Here is a 22228-nt window from a genome sequence, read left to right as displayed (position 1 = left end):
CGCGGCAGGCGCCCCACGCAATCAATGCGCGGCCAGGGCGTCCAGCACCCCGGGCGCAAAGTGCCGCGCGATGCAGCCGGCCAGGCCATCGAGCGCGGCGTCCAGCGTGGGCGCGCCGGCGCCAAACAGCGCGCGCAGCACGGCCGCATCCTCGAACATGCCGTGCAGGTACAGGCCGAGCACGTTGCCGCCCTGGTTCTGCCAGGCCAGGCCGGGGATCAGCTCGCGCGCCACGTCGCCCTTGGCGGCCATGGCCGGGTGCTGTGCGGTCTGGCCGTGGTGGATCTCGTAGCCCTGCACGGCCACGCCCGCCAGCGCCTGCCAGGCGCCCTGCGCGGCGCCAAAGCGCGCCTGCGTCAGGCGCACGGTCTTGGTGGCCTCGAAGCTCGTGACCAGCGGCAGCAGGCCCAGGCCCGGACCGTTGCCGTCCACGCCCTGGGTGTCGATCAGCGCCTCGCCCAGCATCTGCAGGCCGCCGCAGACGCCCAGCACGCGGCCGCCGCGCGCGGCATGCTGGGCGATGGCGGCATCGAGCCCCTGGGCACGCAGCCAGGCCAGGTCCGCGGCCGTGGCCTTGCTGCCGGGCAGGATGATCCAGTCGGCGCCCTCCAGCTCGGCCGGGCTGCGCGCCCAGGCCAGGTGCACGCCGGGCAGGTTCTTGAGCGGCTGGAACTCGTCGAGATTGCTGATGCGCGGATAGGCCACCACGGCGATGCGCGTGTGGATGGCGCCCTGCCCGGTGCTGCGGGCGTCAAAAACACCATCTTCTTCCGGCAGGCCATGGTTCCATTGCATGGGGATGGTGGCGACCACGGGCACGCCCGTCTTTTCCTTCAGCATCTCGGGCGCGGGGGCCAGCAGCGCCGCATCGCCACGGAACTTGTTGAGCACAAAGCCCGCGATCAGCGCGCGATCCTCCTCCGGCAGCAGCGCCCAGGTGCCGTACAGATGGGCAAAGGCGCCGCCGCGGTCGATGTCGGCCGCGAGCAGACAGCGCGCCTGGACGTGGCGCGCCACGCGCATGTTCACCACGTCGCTCTGCATCAGGTTGATCTCGGCCGGCGAGCCCGCGCCCTCGATGACGACCACGTCGTTCTCGGCGCGCAGCGCGTCGAGCGCCGCCGCAATCTGCGGCCACACCTGCTGGCTGCGGCCGCGCCAGGGCATGGCGGACAGCGACTCGCTGACCTGCCCGAGCAGCACCACCTGGCTGCGGGTGTCGGCCTCGGGCTTGAGCAAGAGCGGGTTCATGCGCACATCGGGGGTGGCGCGCGCGGCCAGGGCCTGGAAGTACTGGGCACTGCCGATCTCGCCCTGCCCGCCCGCGGGTGTGGCCACCACGCGCGCGTTGTTGCTCATGTTCTGCGCCTTGAAGGGCGCGACCTTCAGACCCTGGTTGGCGTAGTGGCGGCACAGTGCCGTGGCCAGCCAGCTCTTGCCCGCGCCGCTGCTCGTGCCCAGCACCATGACGCAGCGCGCCGGGCCGGGGAATGTCTTGTTCGTCATGAGGTGGATTGTCGCCAATCGAGCGCCAGCGCCCGCTGCGCCGCAGGCGCCAGCACGCCCAGGCGCACATGGCCGGCCAGGCCGAACGAGGCGCAGTCGCGCAGCTTGATGCCGCGCGCGCGCAGCGCGTGGAGCGCCGCGCCCAGGTCGTCCACCGGCGGGCGCGCGGTGAAGAAGTTGGCCAGGCTGCCCGGCAGCACGGCCCAGCCCAGATCGGCGCACAGGCGCAGCTGGGCCGCCTTCCAGTCGCGCAGCGTGGCGAGCGACTGCGCCAGCCAGGCCTGCGTGTCGCCCTGCGTCCAGGCCGTGAGCAGGGCCACGCCGTCCGCGCCCAGCGGCCAGGACGGCGCCAGCGCCCGCACGGCCGCCACCGCGCCGCTGGCCACCGCGGCGGCCGGGGCAATGGCATAGGCCGCGCGCACTCCGGTGAGGCCCAGGGCCTTGTTGGGCGACCAGAGCTCCCAGGCATCGTCGGGCGGCACCGTCGTCAGGCCATCAAGGCGCAGCGGCGCATAGGCGCAGTCCAGTACGCGCAGGCTGCCGGCCGGGCCGGCGCGCCGCGCCCACAGGGCCAGGGCCGGGTCGGGTGTGCCCAGGGGGCTTGCGGGCTCGCAGGCCCAATGCAGCGCGGGCAACCCTGTGGCCGGGGGCGTATTGCCCAGCATCAGCCCCCAGGCGTCGGCGGCACGCGCGTAGTCGCCATAGCCATGGGCGGGCACGACGGCATGGCGCAGGCCGGCGCGCGCCGCGTACACCGTGATGCGGTGGATGAACTCGCTGGCGCTGGCCGCCATCACGATGCGCGCGGCATCCACACGATGCCGGGCGGCCAGCCGCGCGCGCAGTTCGGTATAGGCCGGGTCGGGGTAGCGGCTGCGGTCGGCGCGCGCCAGGGCGTCCAGCGCCTGCGGGCAGGGGCCGCAGGCATTGGCGTTGGTGGAAAAGTCGTGGCGCGGCACGCCCAGGGCGTCCGGGCCGCCGTGCAGCGGGGCTTGGTCAGGCATGGGTGCGCACTATAGCTATCAATACAAGAGCTGTCAGCGCGCATGAGACAAGCGCTGCAACCGATTTTGACGCCAATTTCACGGCACGCCGCGTATCCACGGCCTGCGCCGCCCGTCCCGCGGCGTTGAGCGCATACACCCCGGGCTTGGCCAGGCGCACGCCCAGCGCCAGCGCCATGGCGCCCATGGGCCAGCCGCCGTTGGGCGATGGCGTGACCCGCGCCTGCGCCCTCAAAGCGCCCAGGCGCACGCCGCCGCCGGCCACCAGCCACAACAAGAGCGCCGTGAGCCGCGCGGGCAGCCACGACAGCACATCGTCGGCCCGCGCCGCCCATTTGCCCGCCCATTGCCAATAGCGCCCGCCGCGCATGCCAGGGTAGCCCCACATGGCGTCTGCGGTATTGGCAAAGCGGTACAGCGCCGCGCCCGGCAGACCCAGCAGCACAAACCAGAACAGCGGCGCGATCACCGAGTCGGAAAGGTTCTCGGCCAGGGATTCGATGGCGCTCTCACGCACGGCCGTGGCATCGAGCGGCTGCACATCGCGGCTCACCAGCCAGGCCAGGCGCGCGCGGCCGGCGGCCAGCGACTCGCCCAGCGCCGCCTCCACCGCCAGCACCTCACCCGCCAGCATGCGCCAGGCCAGCAGGGGCTTGAGCAGCAGGCCCAGCGCCAGCGCCGCGCCCCAGGCCGGCAGATGGGCCAGCGCCGCCCATTGCAGCATCGCAGCCGCAATAAAAACAATAGCTGACAGCGCGCACCAGGCAAGCGCTGCAAGCCAAAAAGACCATAAATCGCGCCCTGTGGGCTGTGCGGGCGCCAGGCGCTGCCCGCAGGCCCCCAGGGCCCAGCCCATCCACACCACGGGGTGCAGCCGCGCGGGCGGCTCACCCCACCAGCGGTCAATGGCCAGGGCCAGCAGCAGGGCGGCGGCGGGTATGGCGGCTTCAAACATCCAGATCGACATGGGGCGAGCCTACCGCGCCGGCGCGGCTGCGACGCCCGCAAGCAACACCTCGCACCGCTCGTCGGGATCGGCACACCGCTCGTCCACCTCGGAGGTTTCAAAGTGCAACGACACAAATAGCATCACAAACATGCAATCGTTGCGTTCAAGTTACTCTTCGAAAACACACCGGCAGCCCGCGCCAGGTTCGCGCATGCGGGGCTTCACGGCGATTGAGCTGATGGTGACCATCGCCATCCTCGCGGTTCTCGCTGCGCTGGCTGCCCCCAGCTTTACGCCACTCATCGAGCGCTGGCGGGTGCGTCAGGCGGTCGAGGCCCTGGAATCGACAATCCATCTCGCCCGCTCCGAGGCCATCAAGCGCGGCGGCAATGTCGTCATTGAGAAGCTCTCCAACAACGGCAGTTGCACAACCGCGAGCGGCTCAAACGATTGGGGCTGCGGCTGGGAGGTGCTGGCCTGCAGCAGCATCAATGCCAGCGGCAACTGCGTCAGCCCCACGACACTGCAGCGCTTTGACACACCGGCGAACCTGAAGGTCACCCGCACCAGCGGCGGCAAGAACATCAAGCTCAACCGCTGGGGCCTGGTCGATGGCACCTGGATCGGCGTGAGCATCGTTCCGAAAGACAAGTCCATTTCCGATGCGGCTGCCAGAGGTGTGTGCGTCAGCTCCGGCGGGCGCATTCGCGTCATTTCCGATCCTCCATGCACATCCGGTTGAGTCCTATGCGCTTTGCCAAATCCTTGCATCACCAGAGCGGCATCACGCTGATCGAGTCGCTGGTTGCCATCGTCGTGGCAGCCCTGGGCATCCTGGGCATCCTGGGCGTGCAGATGCGCACCCTGACCGATACACAAACCACCGTGCGCCGCGCACAGGCGATTCGTCTGATCGAAGACCTTGGCGAGCGCATGAAGGCCCACCCCAACGCCCTTCTGACCCTGGGCAGCTACGCCAGCGCCTGGACAACGCCCTCCACGCCTGCACCGACCCCTTCCGTCAACTGCGCAACCACGGCATGCAGCAGCACGCAGCTAACGACCTACGACGTGGCCCAATGGCTCGGCACCGTCCAGCGCACCCTGCCTCTGGGAGATGCCACCATTTTTCTGGCCCAGGGCGATGATGCAGCCAACCCGCGCCAGCTTGGCGTGATGATCCGGTGGCGCGAAAACGAGAGCGTGGCCAAGACATCCGACAGCGACGATCAGGACGTCACTTCATACCGGGGCGCCATCAACACAGCCATCGGTGGCGGCAACACCACCTGTCCCAACGGCTTCACCTGCCACCTGCAGTACCTACCCGTGTCCGCGCGCTGCGCACCCTATGACGCCGGCGGCAGCGCAAAGATGTACTACTGCCCCGGAGCCTGACCCATGCGACCGATCACCACCGCTCCAGCCACGCCCTTCATCAAGGTTGTCCGCCCGTCATGGGTGCCCAGATACCAGCGCGGCGTCTCGTTGCTCGAACTCATGGTGGGTGTCGCCATCGGCCTGCTGGTCGTGGCGGTGGCCATGGGCGCACTCATGGTCTCGCGTGGCGTCTCCGGCACGGTGAGTGACGCCAGCGCCATCCAGCAGCAGGCAGCCTATGCCATGCGCGTCATAGGCCTGCAGTTGCGCCAGGCGGGATCGCTGTATCTCAACCCCAACCCCACCGATGCGGCGGCCAGCGAGGTTCTCTCCGCCCCCGTGGCGTTCGAAGCCAAGGCCGACCCGCCATCGGGCTCCAGCAGCACATACAGCTTCAACCCCACCACAGACACCGTCAGCGGCACCAGCAACCCGGCCACGCTCACCATCAGCTACCGTCGTTACAAGGAGTCGGTTCATACCAGCGCAACGCAACAGACCATCTCCCGCAACTGCCTGGGTGGCCCATCGGACGACACGGCGCCCCGCAAGGACGACCAGCGGGTGGAGAGTGCCTTTCGATTCGACGCCACGAAGAATGAACTGAGGTGCGGAGGCAACGGCGCCTCTGACCAGCCCATCGTGCAGAACGTGGCCGACTTCCAGGTCCGCTATCTGCTGCAGGACAACAGCAACCCGGCGGACACACATATTCAGTACGTCGATGCAAGCGCCGTCGGATCCAACTGGAGCCGCGTGCAGGCGGTAGAGGTCTGTCTGGTGCTCTATGGCAGCGAACCCATCGACATGCCGGCGGGCAGCACCTACACGGGTTGCGGCAACGACGCCACGCCCGCGAACAACCTGGTCGACATGACCACGCTCACCGGTGCACGTGCGCGACGCATGCACATCGCCTTTCGCAACGTGTTCCAGCTGCGCAGCCAGGGGCTGGTAGGCACGGTGCTCTAAGCCCCCATCCGACTACGACTACCATGCTCCGCGCACCACAAGCCCGCCACCGCCGCCACCGACAGCGCGGTGTCGCACTGTTTGTCGTCATCGTGTTCGTCATGCTCTCCATGCTGCTGGCATTGTGGGCATCGCGCACCTCACTGTTCAACGAAATGGTGGTCGGCAACGACGCCGACTATCAACGCGCTTTCGAGGCCGCACAGGCCCTGTTGCAGGACGCGGAACTGGACATCCGCAACCAGAAATCCGATGGCTCGCCATGCGCCGGAACAGGCGATGTCTGCCGCGCCGGGATTGGCGAACAAATCCCCCTGGAAGCCAAGGACGTCGGCCCCTTGCTGGCCAGCCTGGAGGCGCACGCCAGCAAATGCAGCAAGGGGCTGTGCCTCAAGCGCGTCGGAAAGCAGGACTTCTGGAACAACTCCGACGCCAGCGAGGGAGTGACGCTTGCGCAAATGGCTGATGCCGCCGTCGGCGCTCGCTATGGCCAGTTCACCGGCGCCGGCACGGGCGACAGCACAAACCCCATCAACCCGATCCTGCAATGGGACAGCAACACTCCTGCAACCCAGGGCGGCTGGTACTGGATCGAGGTGCTGCCCTATGACGAGAGCGCCAAAACCGCCGCCCTGATCGTCGACGCGCCAAACAACTACCTGCCGCTGAACCTGACGCCCAGCGTGGTCTATCGCATCACGGCGCTGGCCTATGGGCGCAAGCAGGGAACCCTGGTCGTACTGCAGCAAACCTATGCGCCGCAAAAGACCAAGGACTGAGGGCATCACTATCAATACATGAGCTGACAACGCCCAACGCGAGAGCGCTGCAGCCCGATCCACTTATCACATCTACAGCATCAGGAGGAGCCCGCCATGCACTGCACAACGCCACCTCGCTTTCACAAGAAACTGCTTTGCATCGCCATTGGCGCAGCGCTGGCACCCCATGGCGTCTGGGCCGTCGACCTCGTGCAGGCGCCTCCGGGCACGGTGCAACCCTATGTGACGCCCAACGTCATCATCTCGGTAGACGATTCGGGCAGTATGAATTTCCGACTGGACTACGAATCCACCCAAGGCGCAAGCAACACCACCTCACCGAGTGCAGACGGCACCTGGCCCACGAACAGCCGCCGCATGAACGTGCTCAAGTACGCGCTTAAATCCATTTTTGATCCCACCCACCCCAAGTACGACAGCACCCTGCTGCCGGACAAAAAAATCCGTCTCGCCTGGCAGACCATGTGGAACAACGGGAAATCACCCGGCGTCGGCACTCAATGGAAGTCCGGGAATACCACCAGCCACGCGGGAGCAAACAGCGTGGACAGCAGTTCCCTCGGTGAAAACTCGATGAAGGTGCTGGAGGGCGCCCACCGCACCAACTTTCTCAGTTTTGTCAGCAAGCTAACTCCAGGCGGGGGCACGCCATCGCACCAAATGCTTGCTCGGGCCGATGCCTACATGCGCCGAACTTTGAACAAGAACGGGCCCTGGGCCTCGATACCTGGCGACCAGGAGACGCCCTACCTGGGATGTAGGCGCAACTACCACATCTTCATGACCGACGGGCGCTGGAACGGCAGCGCGTCTGGAGGCTCCCAGGACAACAACACCACGAATATCACCCTTCCCGATGGCACGATCTATGGCAGCACCAATGCCACCAACCGTCCCAAGAGCAACCTGTATTCAGACACTCACAGCAACACCCTAGCCGATTGGGCGTTCAAGAGCTGGGCCACACCGCTGCAAACGGCCGTAGATCCCAATGGCGTCTCCGGGCTCAAGGGCAATCCGCAGACAACCGCCGAATACAACAAGGCTCCTGTCACGGAAGACTTTGGCAAGGACTCCGCTGGAAACGACGCCAAACTGGATCGCTTCTGGAACCCGCGCTACAACCCTGCCACCTGGCCGCATATGGTGACCTACACCATTGGCTTCAGCAAAATGGCGTTTCAGTGGAGCTATCCGCAGATCACTGCTCCCACATCCATGCTGCCATTCGGCTATGACGGCAGCTTCCCTGACCTGGTGAATGGAAAAGTGAGCTGGCCTCAGCTGACCACAGGCACAGAGGACCGAAACGCCCTTGACTTGTGGCATGCCGCGCTCAACGGGCGAGGCCGCTTCTATGCGGTTGAAAAGGGTGAGGATCTCGCCAAGGCCTTTCGCGACATTTTTCAGCAGATCAATACCCAGGTTGATCCCAACCTGACTTCCACAGCGACCAGTGGCTCCAATATTTCGCGCACCGATGTGGGGAAGTTCACCGGCAACTACGAACCCAAGAACGCCTGGAAGGGTTTCGTTACGGCCGAAACGGTCCAAAAGGATGGCACCACCGTGCCCACAACGAGCTGGGGTGGAAAGAACACGGCCGACAAGCTCGATGCCATGGACATCAACAGCCGGCTGATCCTGAGCTGGAGCGATGAGTGGGTGACCTCCGGGGAAAAGGGCGGCGTGGCTTTCAAGTGGAGCAACGGCCAGACCTACCTCAGCACCGCACAGAAGGCCCTGCTGGGCAAGGACCCGAGCGACAGCACCGTCACGGTAGCCACCAATGCAGAAAACCGGCTCAACTTCATCCGCGGCGATCAGTCCAAGGAGGGTTCAGAAACCACCGGCTATACGACCAGCAAACCTTTGCGCGAACGCAAGAGCCGTCAGGGCGACATCGTCAACTCGGTTGTCTGGTACACCGGCGCGCCAGCGAGCAACTACGCGCTCAAGGGGTATGGCGCCTTTACGCTTGCCAGAAAGTCCCGCACACCCATGATTTATGTGGGTGGCAACGACGGATTGCTGCACGGCTTTTCTGCCACCGATGGGACAGAACAGATCGCCTACGCGCCGCGTGGCGTGATTGCCAGCCTTCCTCTGCTGACCGATCCCAGCTACAACAACAAGCACAAATTCTTTGTCGATGGCTCGCCCATGACCGGCGACGTGGATCTGGGCGGCCCCGACCCGTCGGACCCCACGACCACCATCCCCGATTGGCGCACCGTACTGGTCGGCACCATGGGCGCTGGCGGCAAGGGCTACTTCGTGCTGGACGTGACCAACCCAGCAAGCAGCGATGCGGGAACGCTTCCCGGCTTCAGCGAGGGCAATGCACAGAAGCTGGTAGTGCTTGATCGCACCCGTGGCAGCGAAGCGGCCCCCAACTGCGCCGTCATGACCGGAGCACAGCAAACCGCATGCAACACGACGGTGGCGGAGGACAGGGACATTGGCTACATCACTGCCCGCCCCGTGCTGGACGAAACCAACCCCATGCGTACCACGCAGATCACGCGCATGAACAACAACCGCTGGGCCGTGGTCATGGGCAATGGCTACAACAGCGCCAACCAGCGCCCCGTGCTGCTGATCCAATATCTGGACGGAGCCAAGGAGCTCAAGCGCCTCTCCGCGGCTCTGGCCGATGCCACGGGAACCGGCAACGCCAATGACAATGGCCTGTCTTCCCCGCGCCTCGTGGATCTCAATGGCGACAATCGTGCCGACATTGCCTACGCGGGCGACAACCTGGGCAACCTGTGGAAGTTCGATCTCACCAACGAAGATGATACGCAGTGGAACGTGGCCTTCGGCGGCCAGCCATTGTTCACGGCCACGGGCCCCGCGTCGCTGGGCAGCGCACGCACGCAGGTTCAGCGCATCACATCAGCGCCCACGGTGCGTGCCAACGATCGCACCATGCAAGTCGGAACGGGTACGAGCGCCAAGACGGTATCGGTCGGCGGCATGATGGTGGCCTTCGGCACGGGTCGCAACGTCACCAAGGCGGACGAGAGCGACGCCAAGGTGCAAACGCTGTATTCCGTGCTCGACAACACACGCTACCGCACCGTCACCGGCACCAAGGGCAAGCGCCTGGAGGTCCATCCGGGAGGCGGCAGCTGCCCGGCTGGCCCCAATTGCGTTCCCGCACCGGCCGCGCTGGGCAAGGGCGTGGCGACGGCCAAGCTGGCCATGCAGTCCATCACGGCCGTGGGCTCCGATGGCCATGCGCGTGTGGATGCGACAGATGAGCTCAAGAAGGAAACCTGGGCCAACTACAACGGCTGGTACATGGATTTGCCGGCCGTTGGTGAACGGGTCCTCAAGCCCCTCGAGTTCTACGACGGAAGCAATATCCTCGCCATGTATTCGCAAGTCCCGGCCAAGGGGTCCGATGCCGATCCGAACGTGGAAAGCTGCGAATCGACCACGGTGGATGAGGAGCGCCAATACCTCACCCTGGTCAACATCATGGACGGCAAGCGCCCGACGGTGCAGCTGCTTGACCATGACGGCAACGGGATGTTCTACAGCCAGCCGCCCAGCCAGCCTCCCAGTGGCGGTTGCTCGTCTTGCGGGGATGACTTGCTCGTGACGCGCATGCCAGTGGCCAAGGGCTCTCACACCCTGATCAAGAAGGGCGGAAGCGGCGACTGTCTGAACTACGACATTGACGTGAAGAACAACAAAATCGCCATGGCATGCATGCCCGAGCAATCCCTGCGCCCCAGCTGGCGCCAACTGAAGTGAGAATCGCACAATGATTCGACAATCGCTCAACAGACAGCATGGCTTCACGCTGATCGAGGTCATGATCGTGGTGGCCATTATCGGCATCCTGTCATCCATCGCCTATCCCAGCTATACCGAGTACGTGCGACGAGGGCACAGGGCAGATGCCCGCGCCGGCCTGATGCAGGCGGCGCAGTGGCTGGAGCGAGCGGCCACTGCCACGGGCACCTACCCCACGACGCTGCCGGCGACTCTCACCTGGAGTGGCGACGCCAGCAAACGCTATGACATTGCCTTTGCTTCAGGCAACTCCGGGGCTGCCTTCACCCTCACAGCCACACCCAAGGGGGCACAGAGCGGCGACAAGTGCGGCACCTACACATTGAGCAATACCGGCCTGCGCGGCGCCAACGGACAAACATCCGGCGCCATCGTGTCCGACTGCTGGGGCAAGTAGCCCCCACATCACCCAACCAGGCGCGCCCGACATTCCCTTTCGGGGATGTCGGGCGCCCTGCCTCGACCCAAGCAGCGCACATCGATCAAGCGGCGCGCGGGTTTCTACCAAGCTGTTGAGTCTTATGAACTGTATACACTTTTTCCATACCAACTAGCCACGACCTTGACATGGCTGTGGCTTCATCCGGGCGCGCCGGCCCGGCTCGCATTTCTGGAGACGAAGCGATGAGTTCCGCAGTCCATCCTGTCGATGAAACTCTGCCACTGGGGCGGTTGACTGCCCTGGGCCTGCAGCATGTGCTGGTGATGTATGCGGGTGCCGTGGCCGTGCCCCTTATCGTCGGGCGCGCGCTCAACCTCCCTCCCGAGCAGGTGGCACATCTGATCTCGGCCGACCTGTTCGTCTGCGGCCTCGTGACGCTGATTCAGGCCTGGGGGGCGACACAATGGTTTGGCATCAAGTTGCCCGTGATGATGGGTGTCACCTTTGCCGCCGTCGCACCCATGGTTTCCATGGCGCAGTCCACGGGAGGACACGCCGGGGCCGGACTGATATTCGGTGCGGTCATTGGCGCAGGGGTTGTGTCCATCCTGATTGCACCCTTCATGAGCCGCATGCTGCGCTTCTTTCCGCCGGTGGTCACCGGCACCATCATCGCCGTCATCGGCATCAGCCTGATGCGTGTGGGCATCAATTGGATCTTTGGCAATCCGGTGGGGCCCACCGCGCCCAACATCCCCAACCCCGAGCACCTGAAATGGCTCGCCGATGCCCAGGCCGCCGCGGGCGCCCCGGGTTCCAACCTTCCACCCGTCCCCAAGGGCTTTGCCATCGTCCCGACCATCCCCAACCCGAAATACGCAGACCTCACGGGAGTCGGCATCTCGGGCATTGTGCTTCTGACCATCCTGATGATCGCTCGCTTCGGCAAGGGCTTCTGGGCCAACATCTCGGTGCTGCTGGGCATTGCCGTCGGTGGCGTGATCACGGCGGCCATGGGTCTGATGGATTTCCACAAGGTCGGCAGCGCGAAGTGGCTGGACGTGGTTCTGCCGTTTCAGATTGCCATGCCGGTCTTCGACCCGATACTGATCCTGACCATGACGCTGGTGATGATCGTTGTCATGATCGAGTCCACCGGCATGTTTCTCGCACTGGGCGAGATGACAGGCAAGGAGATCACGCCCGAAGACCTCAAGCGCGGCCTGCGTACCGATGGTCTGGGTACGCTGATCGGCGGCATCTTCAACACCTTCCCCTACACCAGCTTCTCTCAGAACGTGGGACTGGTGGCGGTCACCGGCATCAAGAGCCGCTGGGTGTGTGTGGCCGGCGGCGTGATCCTGATCGTGCTGGGCGTGCTTCCCAAGATGGCCGCGCTGGTCGAGTCACTGCCCACCGTGGTGCTGGGCGGCGCAGGTCTGGTGATGTTTGGCATGGTGGCGGCGACCGGCATTCGCATACTTTCGAAGGTCGACTTCCAGCACAACCGCAACAACGCCATGATCGTCGCCGTATCCATCGGCGTGGGCATGATCCCGCTGGTGGCACCCAACTTCCGCCAGTGGATGCCACATTCCATCCATCCGTTGATCGAGTCGGGAATCCTGCTGTCCTCCCTGGCTGCCGTGCTGCTCAATCTGTTCTTCAACGGAGCAAAGCACGACACGCAGGCCAGCATCGAGGCCGCACGGCAAGCAGAGGCGCATTGATATCGGCAGGCGCGAGCCTGATCTACATCAACTCGCGCGGCAGCGACGACGTGGCGCCCCCCCAAAGCTGCACTACAGCACTTCGCTCGCAAAGTCCGCCAGACGCGAGCGCTCCCCGCGTGCCAGCAGGATGTGACCACTGTGGGGCCAGCCCTTGAAGCGATCCACGGCGAAGGTCAGCCCGGATGAACCCTCGGTCAGGTACGGTGTATCGATCTGAGCCAGGTTGCCCATGCAGATGATCTTGGTGCCCGGCCCGGCGCGTGTGATCAATGTCTTCATCTGTTTCGGGGTCAGGTTCTGCGCCTCGTCGATGATGACGTACTTGTTCAAGAAGGTACGCCCACGCATGAAGTTCATGCTCTTGATCTTGATACGGCTGCGGATCAGTTCATTGGTGGCAGCACGTCCCCATTCGCCGGCGTTGCCTCCATCGCCCTTTGCGAGGAACTCGAGGTTGTCGTCGAGGGCGCCCATCCATGGCCCCATCTTTTCTTCTTCGGTGCCAGGCAGGAAGCCAATGTCTTCGCCAACGCTGACCGTGGCCCGGGTCATGATGATCTCCGTGTAACGACGCTCATCGAGGACCTGAGTGAGGCCTGCGGCCAATGCCATCAGCGTCTTGCCCGTACCTGCCGTCCCGGTGAGGGTCACGAAGTCCACATCCGGGTCCATGAGCAGGTTCATGGCGAAGTTCTGCTCACGGTTGCGGGTATTGACGCCCCAGACGGCATTCTTGGCCGAGCCGTAGTCCTTCAACGTTTCCAGGACGGCCGTCTTGTCACGTATCTCGGTCACGCGCGTGTACATACTCGTTTCCCCCGGAGCCTCGAAGTACACGAACTGGTTGACCATGAGTTGGGCGACGAGCGGGCCACCGATGCGGTAGTACATGTGCGCACCGCTCTGCCAGCTCTCGACATTTCTGCCGGCCTTGGCCCAAAAATCGGCTGGAAGGGCCAGGCTGCCGGAATACAGCAGATCACCATCCTCCAGGGTCTTGTCGTTCTGGTAGTCCTCGGCAGCGAGGCCCAGGGCGCGCGCCTTGACACGCATGTTGATGTCCTTGGAGACCAACACCACCTCGCGCGGAGCGTGCAGTTTGCGCAGTGCCTCGACGACACCCAGAATCTGGTTGTCAGCCTTGCCCTGGGGCAGGCTGGAAGGCAACTGGTACGACAGCGGTGCAGTCTGGAAGAACAGACGCCCCGTTGCCGCACGTTGGCCCGTGGCATCGAGCTTCAGTCCATGGGCCATGTCGGCCGCACCATGGGCTGCTGCCAGCGCGTCCAGCGTACGGCTCGCCTGGCGTCCGTTGCGGGCCACTTCCGTCATGCCCTTCTTGTGCGCGTCAAGTTCCTCGAGGACGATCATCGGCAGAAAGATATCGTGCTCCTCGAAGCGGAAGAGGCTCGTCGGGTCGTGCAGAAGGACATTCGTATCCAGCACAAACATCTTCTTCGGGCCTGCGGCGCGTCGCTTGCGCGAACTGCCGGCGGGTGCCACGGCACGAATGGGCGTCACGTTGCTGACCTCGGCAGTGGCGTCATCCACGGGCACGCTCCGTGTCGATCGGTCACGAGCCTGCTTTACCGATGCAATGTCGGATATCTGGTTTGAGGCGTCTGGCGCGGTGACTGTGACGCCGACAGATGCTGCGCTTGCCGTCGCCGGAGCCTTCCTGGCAGCACGTTTGCGTGTCGCGCCGGAAGGGGGTTGCACGGTCGCCGGCAAAGGTGCTTGAGCCTCCTCCTTTGGCTCCTTTGGCGCTGTCAGCAGGTAGGCCTCGGGTGCGAGCAGCGCGGCGCGCTTGGTCGGTGCGGGGGGCAGGGGCATGGTGTGAAGGCCTCGCTCTAGGGCATGTCAAAAAACACAAAGCCGCCTGGAGACCGAGGCGGCTTTGATGGGAGGGCGTATAGCGTCTTGCGTCCGCATGGACCCATTATGCACACCCGCTGTGACGGCCCGGCGACGGACCGTGGGGCATTCCGTTCAGGCGGCCTGCTTGATCGGCGTCTTGATGGTCTTGACAGCCTTGAGCACTTCGTCGACATGGCCCGGAACCTTCAGTCCACGCCATTCCTGCACAAGCACGCCTTCGGGATTGATCAGGAACGTGCTGCGCTCAATGCCCTTGACCTTCTTGCCATACATGATCTTGTTCTTGACCACGCCGAACATGTGGCACATCTTCTCTTCGGTGTCAGCGATGAGTTCGAAAGGAAGTTCGAGCTTTTCCTTGAAGTCGTCGTGAGACTTCATGTTGTCGCGCGACACCCCAAAAACGACGGCTCCGGCCTTCTCGAAGTCCTTGAACTTGTCACGGAACTGCATGGCTTCGGTGGTGCAGCCCGGGGTGTTGTCCTTTGGATAAAAGTACAGGACCAGAATCTGGCCTAGATGCGACACATTGGAGACCTTGATCCCTCCAGTCGCATTAGCTTCAAATTCGGGCAGGGGCTTGTTGACAACGATCGCCATGGCACTTCTATCTCTCAGGAATTAGTCGATGAAAAGCCGGGGGAGTAGGTGTGGGTGGCTTATAGGCTTTGTGCCCCCGACCGCAACCGGTTATTTTACCTTGAAACACCTGTCGATGCATCTATGGGTGCGCCGCAGCCAGTGTTTAGCCGATCGAGCGGTGCTCGTGCCAGATGACACGCCAGCAGCACCAAAAAACAAAAACCCAGGCAACTCAATTGCCTGGGTTTATGCTTTGGCGGAAACGGAGGGATTCGAACCCTCGATGAGGCTCTACACCCCATACTCCCTTAGCAGGGGAGCACCTTCGGCCACTCGGTCACGTTTCCAATCCGGCTATTGTAGCCTGATTTCTACCCTTCCCGAGACAAACTCAGGCCGTGGGCTGGTCGAGGTCGAAGGCCTTGTGCAAGGCGCGCACGGCCAGCTCGAGGTACTTGTCCTCGATCACCACCGAGGTCTTGATCTCGGATGTGGAGATCATCTGGATGTTGATGCCTTCTTCGCTGAGCACGCGGAACATCTTGGCGGCCACGCCCACATGGCTGCGCATGCCGATGCCGACGATGCTGACCTTGCTGATGGCGGTGTCGCCAACCACTTCCTGGGCGCCCAGGGCGGGCACGACCTTCTCGCGCAGCAGCTCCAGCGTGCGGGCATGGTCGTTGTGGTTGACGGTGAAGCTGAAGTCGGTGCGGCCGTCCTTGCTGATGTTCTGGATGATCACGTCGACTTCGATGTTGGCATCGGCCACGGGGCCCAGGATCTGGTAGGCGATGCCGGGCTTGTCCGGCACGCCGAGCACGGAGATCTTGGTTTCGTCGCGGTTGAACGCGATGCCGGAAACGACGGCTTGTTCCATTTGTTCGTCTTCCTCAAAGGTGATCAGGGTGCCGGATTTGGCCTCTTCGTTGATGTCGATGTCCCAGGGCGTGAAGCTCGAGAGCACGCGCAGCGGCACCTTGTACTTGCCGGCAAACTCCACCGAGCGGATCTGCAGCACCTTGCTGCCCAGGCTGGCCATCTCCAGCATTTCCTCGAAGCTCACGGTCTTCAGGCGCCGGGCCTGCGGCACGACGCGCGGGTCGGTGGTGTAGACACCATCGACGTCGGTGTAGATCAGGCACTCGTTGGCCTTCATGGCCGCAGCCACGGCCACGGCCGAGGTGTCGGAGCCACCGCGGCCCAGCGTGGTGATGTTGCCACCCTCATCGATGCCCTGAAAGCCCGTGATGATGACCACCTTGCCCGCGTCCAGGTCGGCGCGCACGCGCTTGTCGTCGATGGATTCGATGCGCGCCTTGGTGTAGCTACTGTCGGTGCGCACTGGCACCTGCCAGCCGGTGTAGCTCACGGCGGGCATGCCTTCGGCCTGCAGGGCGATGGCCAGCAGGGCCGAGGATGCCTGCTCGCCCGTGGCGGCCAGCATGTCGAGCTCACGGAAATAGGCCGTGGTGGCATGCGAGGGGGTGAGCTCCTTGGCCAGAGCCAGCAGGCGATTGGTTTCGCCACTCATGGCACTGGGCACCACCACCATCTGGTGGCCGGCCCGTGCCCACTTGGCCACGCGCTTGGCGACGTTGCGGATGCGCTCGGTAGAGCCCATCGAGGTGCCGCCGTATTTATGAACGAACAGTGCCATGAAATATCTGCAATGACGGAACGCTGAAGAAGCGGCGCTATTGCGAAGACTGTTTTGGTGCGCCGCCGTCCCGTGCGGAAATGAAATCCAAAACTTGCTGATTGTACCAATGCAGCGCCTCGCCCTCGCGTACCACATGGCCGCGGCCGACTTTCAGATGGATGCGGTGGCCGCGCGTGGTGCAGGCGGCGATCTGGCGCAGCAGCGCGTCGAGCTGCGCGGCCGAGGGTGTGGTGCCATGGTCGCTGCGCAGCCAATGGCGCAGCACATTGGCCTGGCGAGCGCGGCTCAGAAGCCGCAGCGCCGCGATGCGCGGCGGCCGGCCTGTGGCAGCCAGGTCGGCCACGGCCAGCTCCTGCAGCAGTTCGTCGGCCTGGGCGGCATGGGCGCAGCTGCGTGCAAAGGTGTCGCGAAACTGCGGAAACGCCTGCTGCAGCGCCGGCAGCAGCCGATGGCGGATGCGGTTGCGCGTGTAGCGCTCGTCGCTGTTGGTCGGATCCTCCACCCAGGGCTCGCCCTGCGCGCGCAGCCAGGCGCGCACATCGGCGCCGGCCACGCCGAGCAGAGGCCGGCACCAGTGCAGGCCGCCGCGCTGCCACTGCGCGGGCATGGCTGCCAGGCCCGCGACGCCAGCGCCGCGCGAGAGCGCCAGCAGCAGCGTCTCCACCTGATCATCGGCATGCTGGGCCAATGCTATTGTTTGAATAGCTGACTGCGCTTGACTGTCAAGCGCCATGGCCTCAAAAGCCTTGTAGCGCGCCTGGCGGGCGGCGTCTTCGGGGCTTTGCCCCGGCGCGTGGCGCGCATCGACACGACGCACCGTCAGGGGCACCTGCAGCCGCGCGCACAGAGCGGCGCAGTGGCGCTCGAAGTCATCGGCCGCGGCCTGCAGGCCGTGGTGCACATGCAGGGCATGCACCTGGCCCGGCCAGCGCCTGGCGCTGGCCAGCAGCAGCGCGGTCGAGTCCGCCCCGCCGCTCAAGGCCACGGCCAGCGGCAGCCTGGGGGTAAAGGCCTGCATGGCGGCGGCAAGGCTCTGGGTCATGGGCGGATGCTCGCACAAGGCACAACGGCCCCAAAGGGCCGTCGTGGGTCGTCGTCGATCGGAATGCCGCTGTCGGTCAGCGCTCGGTCTTGGTGTCGTTGAAGCGGCCGTAGCTCTGCAGGCGCTCGTAGCGGCGGTCGATCAGCTCCTTGGGCTTGAGGTCGGAGAGCTGGCGGAATGCGTCGCCCAGGGCGCGCTTCAGGAATGCCGCCATCTGCTTGTGGTCACGGTGCGCGCCACCCACGGGCTCGTTGACGATCTTGTCCACCAGGCCCAGTGCCTTGAGGCGATGCGCCGTGATGCCCATGGCGTCGGCCGCGTCCTTGGCCTTGTCGCTGGTCTTCCAGAGGATGGAGGCGCAGCCCTCGGGGCTGATGACCGAGTAGATCGAGTACTGCAGCATGATGACCTGATCGGCCACGGAAATCGCCAGCGCGCCGCCCGAGCCCCCCTCGCCGATCACGGTGGTGATGATGGGCACCTCGAGCTGGGCCATCTCGTAGATGTTGCGGCCGATGGCCTCGGACTGGCCGCGCTCCTCGGCGTCGATGCCGGGGAAGGCGCCGGGCGTGTCGACAAAGGTGAACACGGGCAGCTTGAACTTCTCGGCCGTCTTCATGAGACGCAGCGCCTTGCGGTAGCCCTCGGGCCGGCTCATGCCGAAGTTGCGCGCGGCGCGCTCCTTGGTGTCGCGGCCCTTCTGATGGCCCAGCACCATGCAGGCATGGCCGTTGAAGCGTGCCAGACCGCCGACGATGGACTGGTCGTCCGCGAAATGCCGGTCGCCGTGCATCTCGACGAAGTCCGTGAAGATCTCGCGCACATAGTCCATGGTGTAGGGACGCTCGGGGTGGCGCGCGATCTTCGTGATCTGCCAGGGGCTCAGGTCACTGTAGATGTCCTTGGTGAGCTGGTGGCTCTTCTTGCTGAGCTGGTCGATTTCTTCCGAGATATCCACCGCGCTCTCGTTCTGCACATAGCGCAGCTCTTCGATTTTGGATTCGAGCTCGGCAATCGGTTGCTCGAAGTCCAGAAAGGTTTTCTTGGCCAAATTGTTTCTCCTCGGGGCGGCGCCCGAAACCAGCCGCCCTGCTGTTCTCGGTTCGTTATCAATAGTCAACCGGCAGGGGGGCGAGCGACCGCCAAATATACCAACTTGCCACGCTGCACCAGGGCTTCCACGCCTCGCCCACCTCGCGCGCATCGCTGCGGCTCACGGGGTCGCCGGAGAAGTAATGCTGGCTGATGCCCTGGATCAACGTCGCGTCGTCGAGCGGCAGCACATTCGGTCGCGCCAGATGAAAGATCAGGAACATGTCGGCCGTCCAGCGGCTGATGCCGCGTATGGCGACCAGCTCGGCGACGATGTCGGCATCGTCCATCTGGCTCCACTGCTTGACATGCAACTGGCCGTTGTCGAAGTGCAGCGCCAGGTCGACCAGGTAGTCCACCTTGCGCGCCGACAGGCCGGCCGCACGCATGTCGTCGACCTTGAGCTTGAGCACCCCACGCGGCGTCATGCTGCGCGGCAGCAGGGCGAACTTGTCCCAGACACGCTGCGCGGTGGCCACCGACACCTGCTGACCCACGATGGAGCGCGCCAGCGTGCTGAACGCGTCGCCGCGCCTTTGAAACGCCACATCCCCCACCTGGGGGATCAGCCGGCGCATCACGCGGTCCTTCTTGCTCAGGTGCTTGCAGGCCTCGGCCCAGTAGTCCGGAATGGCAGGGGTTTCTGTTTTTTTTATAGCTGCCATCGCTTACCCCATGCGCGTTTGCAGTCGTTTTGATTCGGAACGCATTTACTGCGCCACCTCCCAGGTCGTGCCCGCGGCGGAGTCCTTGAGCACGATGCCCTGGGCCAGCAGCGCGGCGCGGATGCGGTCGGCCTCGGCAAAGTCCCTGGCGGCCTTGGCGGCTGCACGGGCGGCAATCTGCGCGGCGATGGCCGACTCGTCCAGGCTCGCCCCGGCCTGCAGAAAGGCCTGCGGATCGTCCTGCAGCAGCCCAAGCTGCGCGCCCAGGGCCTTGAGCAGGCCGGCGAGCGCGGGCGACTTGCCGCGGTTGACTTCGCCGGCCAGATCGAACAGCACGGCCACGGCCTCGGGCGTGCCGAAGTCCTCGTCCATGGCCGCCTTGAAGCGCGCGGCATAGGGCTCGGCCCAGTCGATCTGCACCGGCGCGGGCGCCACCAGGCTGAGCGCGGTGTACAGGCGCTTCAGGGCCGCGCGGGCGTCGTCCAGGTGCACATTGCTGTAGTTCAGCGGGCTGCGGTAATGGCTGCGCACCACGAAGAAGCGCACGACCTCGGTGTCATACTCCTTGAGCACGTCGCGGATGGTGAAGAAGTTGCCCAGGCTCTTGGACATCTTCTCGTTGTCCACGTTGATGAAGCCGTTGTGCATCCACAGCCTCGCAAAGGGCTGGCCCGTGGCGCCCTCGCTCTGGGCGATCTCGTTCTCGTGGTGCGGGAAGGCCAGGTCGGCGCCGCCGCCGTGGATGTCGAAGCTCTCGCCCAAGAGCGCACAGCCCATGGCGGAGCATTCGATATGCCAGCCCGGACGCCCCGCGCCCCAGGGGCTGTCCCACTTCACCTCGGCCGGCTCCTCGGGCTTGGCGCTCTTCCAGAGCACGAAGTCGAGCGGGTCGCGCTTGCCGTCCTGCACCGCCACGCGCTCGCCGGCGTTGAGCTCGTCGAGCGACTTGCCCGACAGCCTGCCGTAGCCAGAGAACTGGCGCACGGCGTAATTCACGTCGCCGCCCGCGGCCTGGTAGGCCAGGCCCCGGTCCTGCAGGCGGGTGATCAGCGCCTGCATCTGCGGCACATAGTCGGTGGCGCGCGGCTCGTGCGTCGGGCGCTCGATGCCCAGTGCGTCGGCGTCCTCGTGCAGCGCGTCGATCATGCGCGCCGTCAGGCTGCGGATGCTCTCGCCGTTGTCCACGGCGCGGCGAATGATCTTGTCGTCGATGTCGGTGATGTTGCGCACATAGGTGACGCGATAGCCCGAGGCGCGCAGCCAGCGCTGCACCACGTCAAAGGCGATCATGGAGCGCGCATGGCCCAGGTGGCACAGGTCGTAGACCGTCATGCCGCAGACATACATGCGCACATGGCCGGGCTCGATGGGGGAAAAATCTTCCAAGGCACGCGACAGCGTGTTGTAGATGCGCAAACTCATGGAATCAAGGTCAGAGAAGGAAGTGGCAATTGCAGCTGCGATGACGGCGCTTGCAAGGGGCAGGACGGGCTCACCGAACTGCCCGAAAAGATGGCGCCAGGCCCCGCGGACGCCATGACAGGGCGGGCGGCGGCATGGCGGCGCGCCAGCACCCCTCGGCTACAATCCCTTTCAGTATAAGCCCGTCGCCGGCTCCGGCATTCCCTCCCCCTCCTCCCATGAAGCACGCACGCCGTCCCCTTGCCCAACTCCTGCGCACCGTTGCCCTGACTGCGCTCTTGGGACTACCGCTGGCCCATGCGGCGGATGACTACGCCGAGATCACCCAGCTGCTGCGCTCGGGCAAGGCGCAGGAGGCGCTGAGCAAGGCCGACCAGCGCATCGCGGCCAACCCACGCGACCCGCAACTGCGCTTTCTGCGCGGGGTGGCCCAGGCCGACATGGGCAAGCAGGCCGACGCCATCGCCACCTTCACCAAGCTCACCGAGGACTATCCCGAGCTGCCCGAGCCCTACAACAATCTGGCCGTGCTCTACGCCAACCAGAACCAGCTGGACAAGGCACGCGCCGCGCTGGAGATGGCGATCCGCACCAATCCCAGCTACGCCACGGCCCATGAAAACCTGGGCGACATCTATGCCAAGCTGGCGGGCCAGGCCTACAACCGGGCGCTGCAGCTCGACGCCACGCAGGCCAACACGCTGCGCCCCAAGCTCGCACTGATCCGCGAGCTGTTCTCCAGCGACGCCAAGGCCCCGGCCGCCAAGACCGCCGCCCCCGCGGCGTCCAGCACGGCAGCGCCCGCCAAGCCGACCGTCGCCACGGTGGCGGCACCGGCATCCACGCCGGCATCGACACCCGCACCAGCGGCAGCCCCCGCACCGGCGGTCGCACCCGCCGCTGCTCCAGCCGAAGCAGCGCCCGTGCCAGCCCCGGCCAAGGCGGCCGCGGCGCCTAGCGGCAGCGAGCAGGAGGTCGAGAAGGCCGTGCGCGCCTGGGCCTCGGCCTGGGAGGATCAGGACATGGGGGCCTACCTTGGCGCCTACGCCAAGAGCTTCCAGCCCAAGGGCCAGGCCAACCGCGCTGCCTGGGAGAAGGAGCGGCGCGAGCGCATCGTCGGCCGCCCCAAGATCACCGTGGGCATCAGCGACCTGCATGTGCGTGTCGACGGCGACAAGGCCCAGGCGCGATTTCGCCAGCAGTACCGCTCGGGCAGCCTGAACGTCAGCAGCCGCAAGACCCTGGATATGGTGAACCAGGCGGGCCGCTGGGCCATCGTGCGTGAATCCACGGGTGGCTGAAACGCCTTGCGCGCACAGCATTCAGACGATATGCGGCGCGGACGGCGCCGCTGACCGTATTTTCGAGA

At 65.0% G+C, this 22228-nt stretch carries 18 protein-coding genes and 1 tRNA gene; 8 read left to right on the top strand and 11 right to left on the bottom strand.

Going from position 1 to position 22228, the window contains the following annotated elements:
• Positions 1 to 21: 21 nt before the first annotated feature.
• Genes ABUE11_RS05325 through cbiB form a run of 3 tightly spaced genes read right to left on the bottom strand, consistent with a single transcriptional unit; the run spans position 22 to position 3477 of the window.
• The gene (locus ABUE11_RS05325) at positions 22 to 1506 is read right to left on the bottom strand and encodes a cobyric acid synthase (RefSeq protein WP_367068006.1); all 1485 of its coding nucleotides are present in this window, start codon (positions 1504 to 1506) and stop codon (positions 22 to 24) included.
• Positions 1503 to 2510, bottom strand: coding sequence for an aminotransferase class I/II-fold pyridoxal phosphate-dependent enzyme (locus tag ABUE11_RS05320; RefSeq protein ID WP_367068005.1), 1008 nt, complete (start codon positions 2508 to 2510; stop codon positions 1503 to 1505). The genes ABUE11_RS05325 and ABUE11_RS05320 overlap by 4 nt, the downstream gene beginning before the upstream one ends.
• A complete protein-coding gene (gene cbiB, locus ABUE11_RS05315) occupies positions 2503 to 3477 on the bottom strand; it encodes an adenosylcobinamide-phosphate synthase CbiB (RefSeq protein ID WP_367068004.1) in 975 nt (324 codons plus the stop codon). Before cbiB ends, ABUE11_RS05320 begins: the two co-directional genes overlap by 8 nt.
• A 220-nt stretch (positions 3478 to 3697) precedes the next feature.
• Here cbiB and ABUE11_RS05310 point away from each other — a divergent pair, with 220 nt between their 5' ends.
• From ABUE11_RS05310 to ABUE11_RS05280, 7 genes are all read left to right on the top strand, one after another.
• Complete coding sequence (locus tag ABUE11_RS05310; RefSeq protein ID WP_367068753.1) at positions 3698 to 4201, top strand: GspH/FimT family pseudopilin; 504 nt, start codon at positions 3698 to 3700, stop codon at positions 4199 to 4201.
• A gap of 5 nt (positions 4202 to 4206) precedes the next feature.
• On the top strand, positions 4207 to 4857 hold the full coding sequence (gene pilV / locus ABUE11_RS05305; RefSeq protein ID WP_367068003.1) for a type IV pilus modification protein PilV: 651 nt from the start codon (positions 4207 to 4209) through the stop codon (positions 4855 to 4857).
• 102 nt (positions 4858 to 4959) lie between these two features.
• Entirely contained in the window at positions 4960 to 5811 is an 852-nt protein-coding gene (locus ABUE11_RS05300; RefSeq protein WP_367068752.1) for a PilW family protein, read from the top strand.
• Between the two features lie 101 nt (positions 5812 to 5912).
• Positions 5913 to 6590 carry a pilus assembly protein gene (locus ABUE11_RS05295; protein WP_367068002.1) on the top strand — a complete coding sequence of 226 codons (678 nt, stop codon included), beginning with the start codon at positions 5913 to 5915 and terminating at the stop codon, positions 6588 to 6590.
• Positions 6591 to 6686: 96 nt separating this feature from the next.
• Positions 6687 to 10358: a PilC/PilY family type IV pilus protein gene (locus tag ABUE11_RS05290; protein WP_367068001.1), complete on the top strand. Its 3672-nt coding sequence runs from the start codon at positions 6687 to 6689 to the stop codon at positions 10356 to 10358.
• Positions 10359 to 10368: 10 nt separating this feature from the next.
• Positions 10369 to 10797: a type IV pilin protein gene (locus ABUE11_RS05285; protein ID WP_367068000.1), complete on the top strand. Its 429-nt coding sequence runs from the start codon at positions 10369 to 10371 to the stop codon at positions 10795 to 10797.
• 227 nt (positions 10798 to 11024) lie between these two features.
• Positions 11025 to 12512 (top strand): nucleobase:cation symporter-2 family protein, encoded by a 1488-nt coding sequence (locus tag ABUE11_RS05280; protein ID WP_367067999.1) that lies wholly within the window; start codon positions 11025 to 11027, stop codon positions 12510 to 12512.
• Positions 12513 to 12584: 72 nt separating this feature from the next.
• Here ABUE11_RS05280 and ABUE11_RS05275 read toward each other — a convergent pair whose 3' ends face one another.
• The 8 genes from ABUE11_RS05275 to cysS all read right to left on the bottom strand — a co-directional run bounded on the left by ABUE11_RS05275 (position 12585) and on the right by cysS (position 20859).
• Positions 12585 to 14348, bottom strand: coding sequence for a PhoH family protein (locus ABUE11_RS05275; RefSeq protein ID WP_367067998.1), 1764 nt, complete (start codon positions 14346 to 14348; stop codon positions 12585 to 12587).
• A gap of 156 nt (positions 14349 to 14504) precedes the next feature.
• Positions 14505 to 14993: a peroxiredoxin gene (locus ABUE11_RS05270; RefSeq protein WP_367067997.1), complete on the bottom strand. Its 489-nt coding sequence runs from the start codon at positions 14991 to 14993 to the stop codon at positions 14505 to 14507.
• Between the two features lie 236 nt (positions 14994 to 15229).
• Positions 15230 to 15322, bottom strand: a tRNA-Ser gene (locus ABUE11_RS05265).
• A 44-nt stretch (positions 15323 to 15366) separates the two neighbouring features.
• Entirely contained in the window at positions 15367 to 16635 is a 1269-nt protein-coding gene (locus ABUE11_RS05260; protein WP_367067996.1) for an aspartate kinase, read from the bottom strand.
• 37 nt (positions 16636 to 16672) lie between these two features.
• Positions 16673 to 17680: a tRNA lysidine(34) synthetase TilS gene (gene tilS, locus ABUE11_RS05255; protein ID WP_367067994.1), complete on the bottom strand. Its 1008-nt coding sequence runs from the start codon at positions 17678 to 17680 to the stop codon at positions 16673 to 16675.
• 76 nt (positions 17681 to 17756) lie between these two features.
• Positions 17757 to 18731 carry an acetyl-CoA carboxylase carboxyltransferase subunit alpha gene (locus ABUE11_RS05250; RefSeq protein ID WP_367067993.1) on the bottom strand — a complete coding sequence of 325 codons (975 nt, stop codon included), beginning with the start codon at positions 18729 to 18731 and terminating at the stop codon, positions 17757 to 17759.
• 58 nt (positions 18732 to 18789) lie between these two features.
• A complete protein-coding gene (locus tag ABUE11_RS05245; RefSeq protein ID WP_367067992.1) occupies positions 18790 to 19437 on the bottom strand; it encodes a DNA-3-methyladenine glycosylase 2 family protein in 648 nt (215 codons plus the stop codon).
• A gap of 45 nt (positions 19438 to 19482) precedes the next feature.
• The gene (gene cysS / locus ABUE11_RS05240) at positions 19483 to 20859 is read right to left on the bottom strand and encodes a cysteine--tRNA ligase (RefSeq protein WP_367067991.1); all 1377 of its coding nucleotides are present in this window, start codon (positions 20857 to 20859) and stop codon (positions 19483 to 19485) included.
• 218 nt (positions 20860 to 21077) lie between these two features.
• Between cysS and ABUE11_RS05235 the strand changes: the two genes are divergently transcribed.
• Positions 21078 to 22160 (top strand): tetratricopeptide repeat protein, encoded by a 1083-nt coding sequence (locus tag ABUE11_RS05235; RefSeq protein WP_367067990.1) that lies wholly within the window; start codon positions 21078 to 21080, stop codon positions 22158 to 22160.
• Positions 22161 to 22228: the final 68 nt, after the last annotated feature.

Origin of the sequence: Oryzisolibacter sp. LB2S, assembly GCF_040732315.1 — a bacterium.
Lineage (GTDB): Bacteria > Pseudomonadota > Gammaproteobacteria > Burkholderiales > Burkholderiaceae_C > Alicycliphilus > Alicycliphilus soli.
The sequence above is the reverse complement of the archived record's forward strand: the minus strand, read 5'-3'. Positions and strand labels throughout refer to the sequence as shown.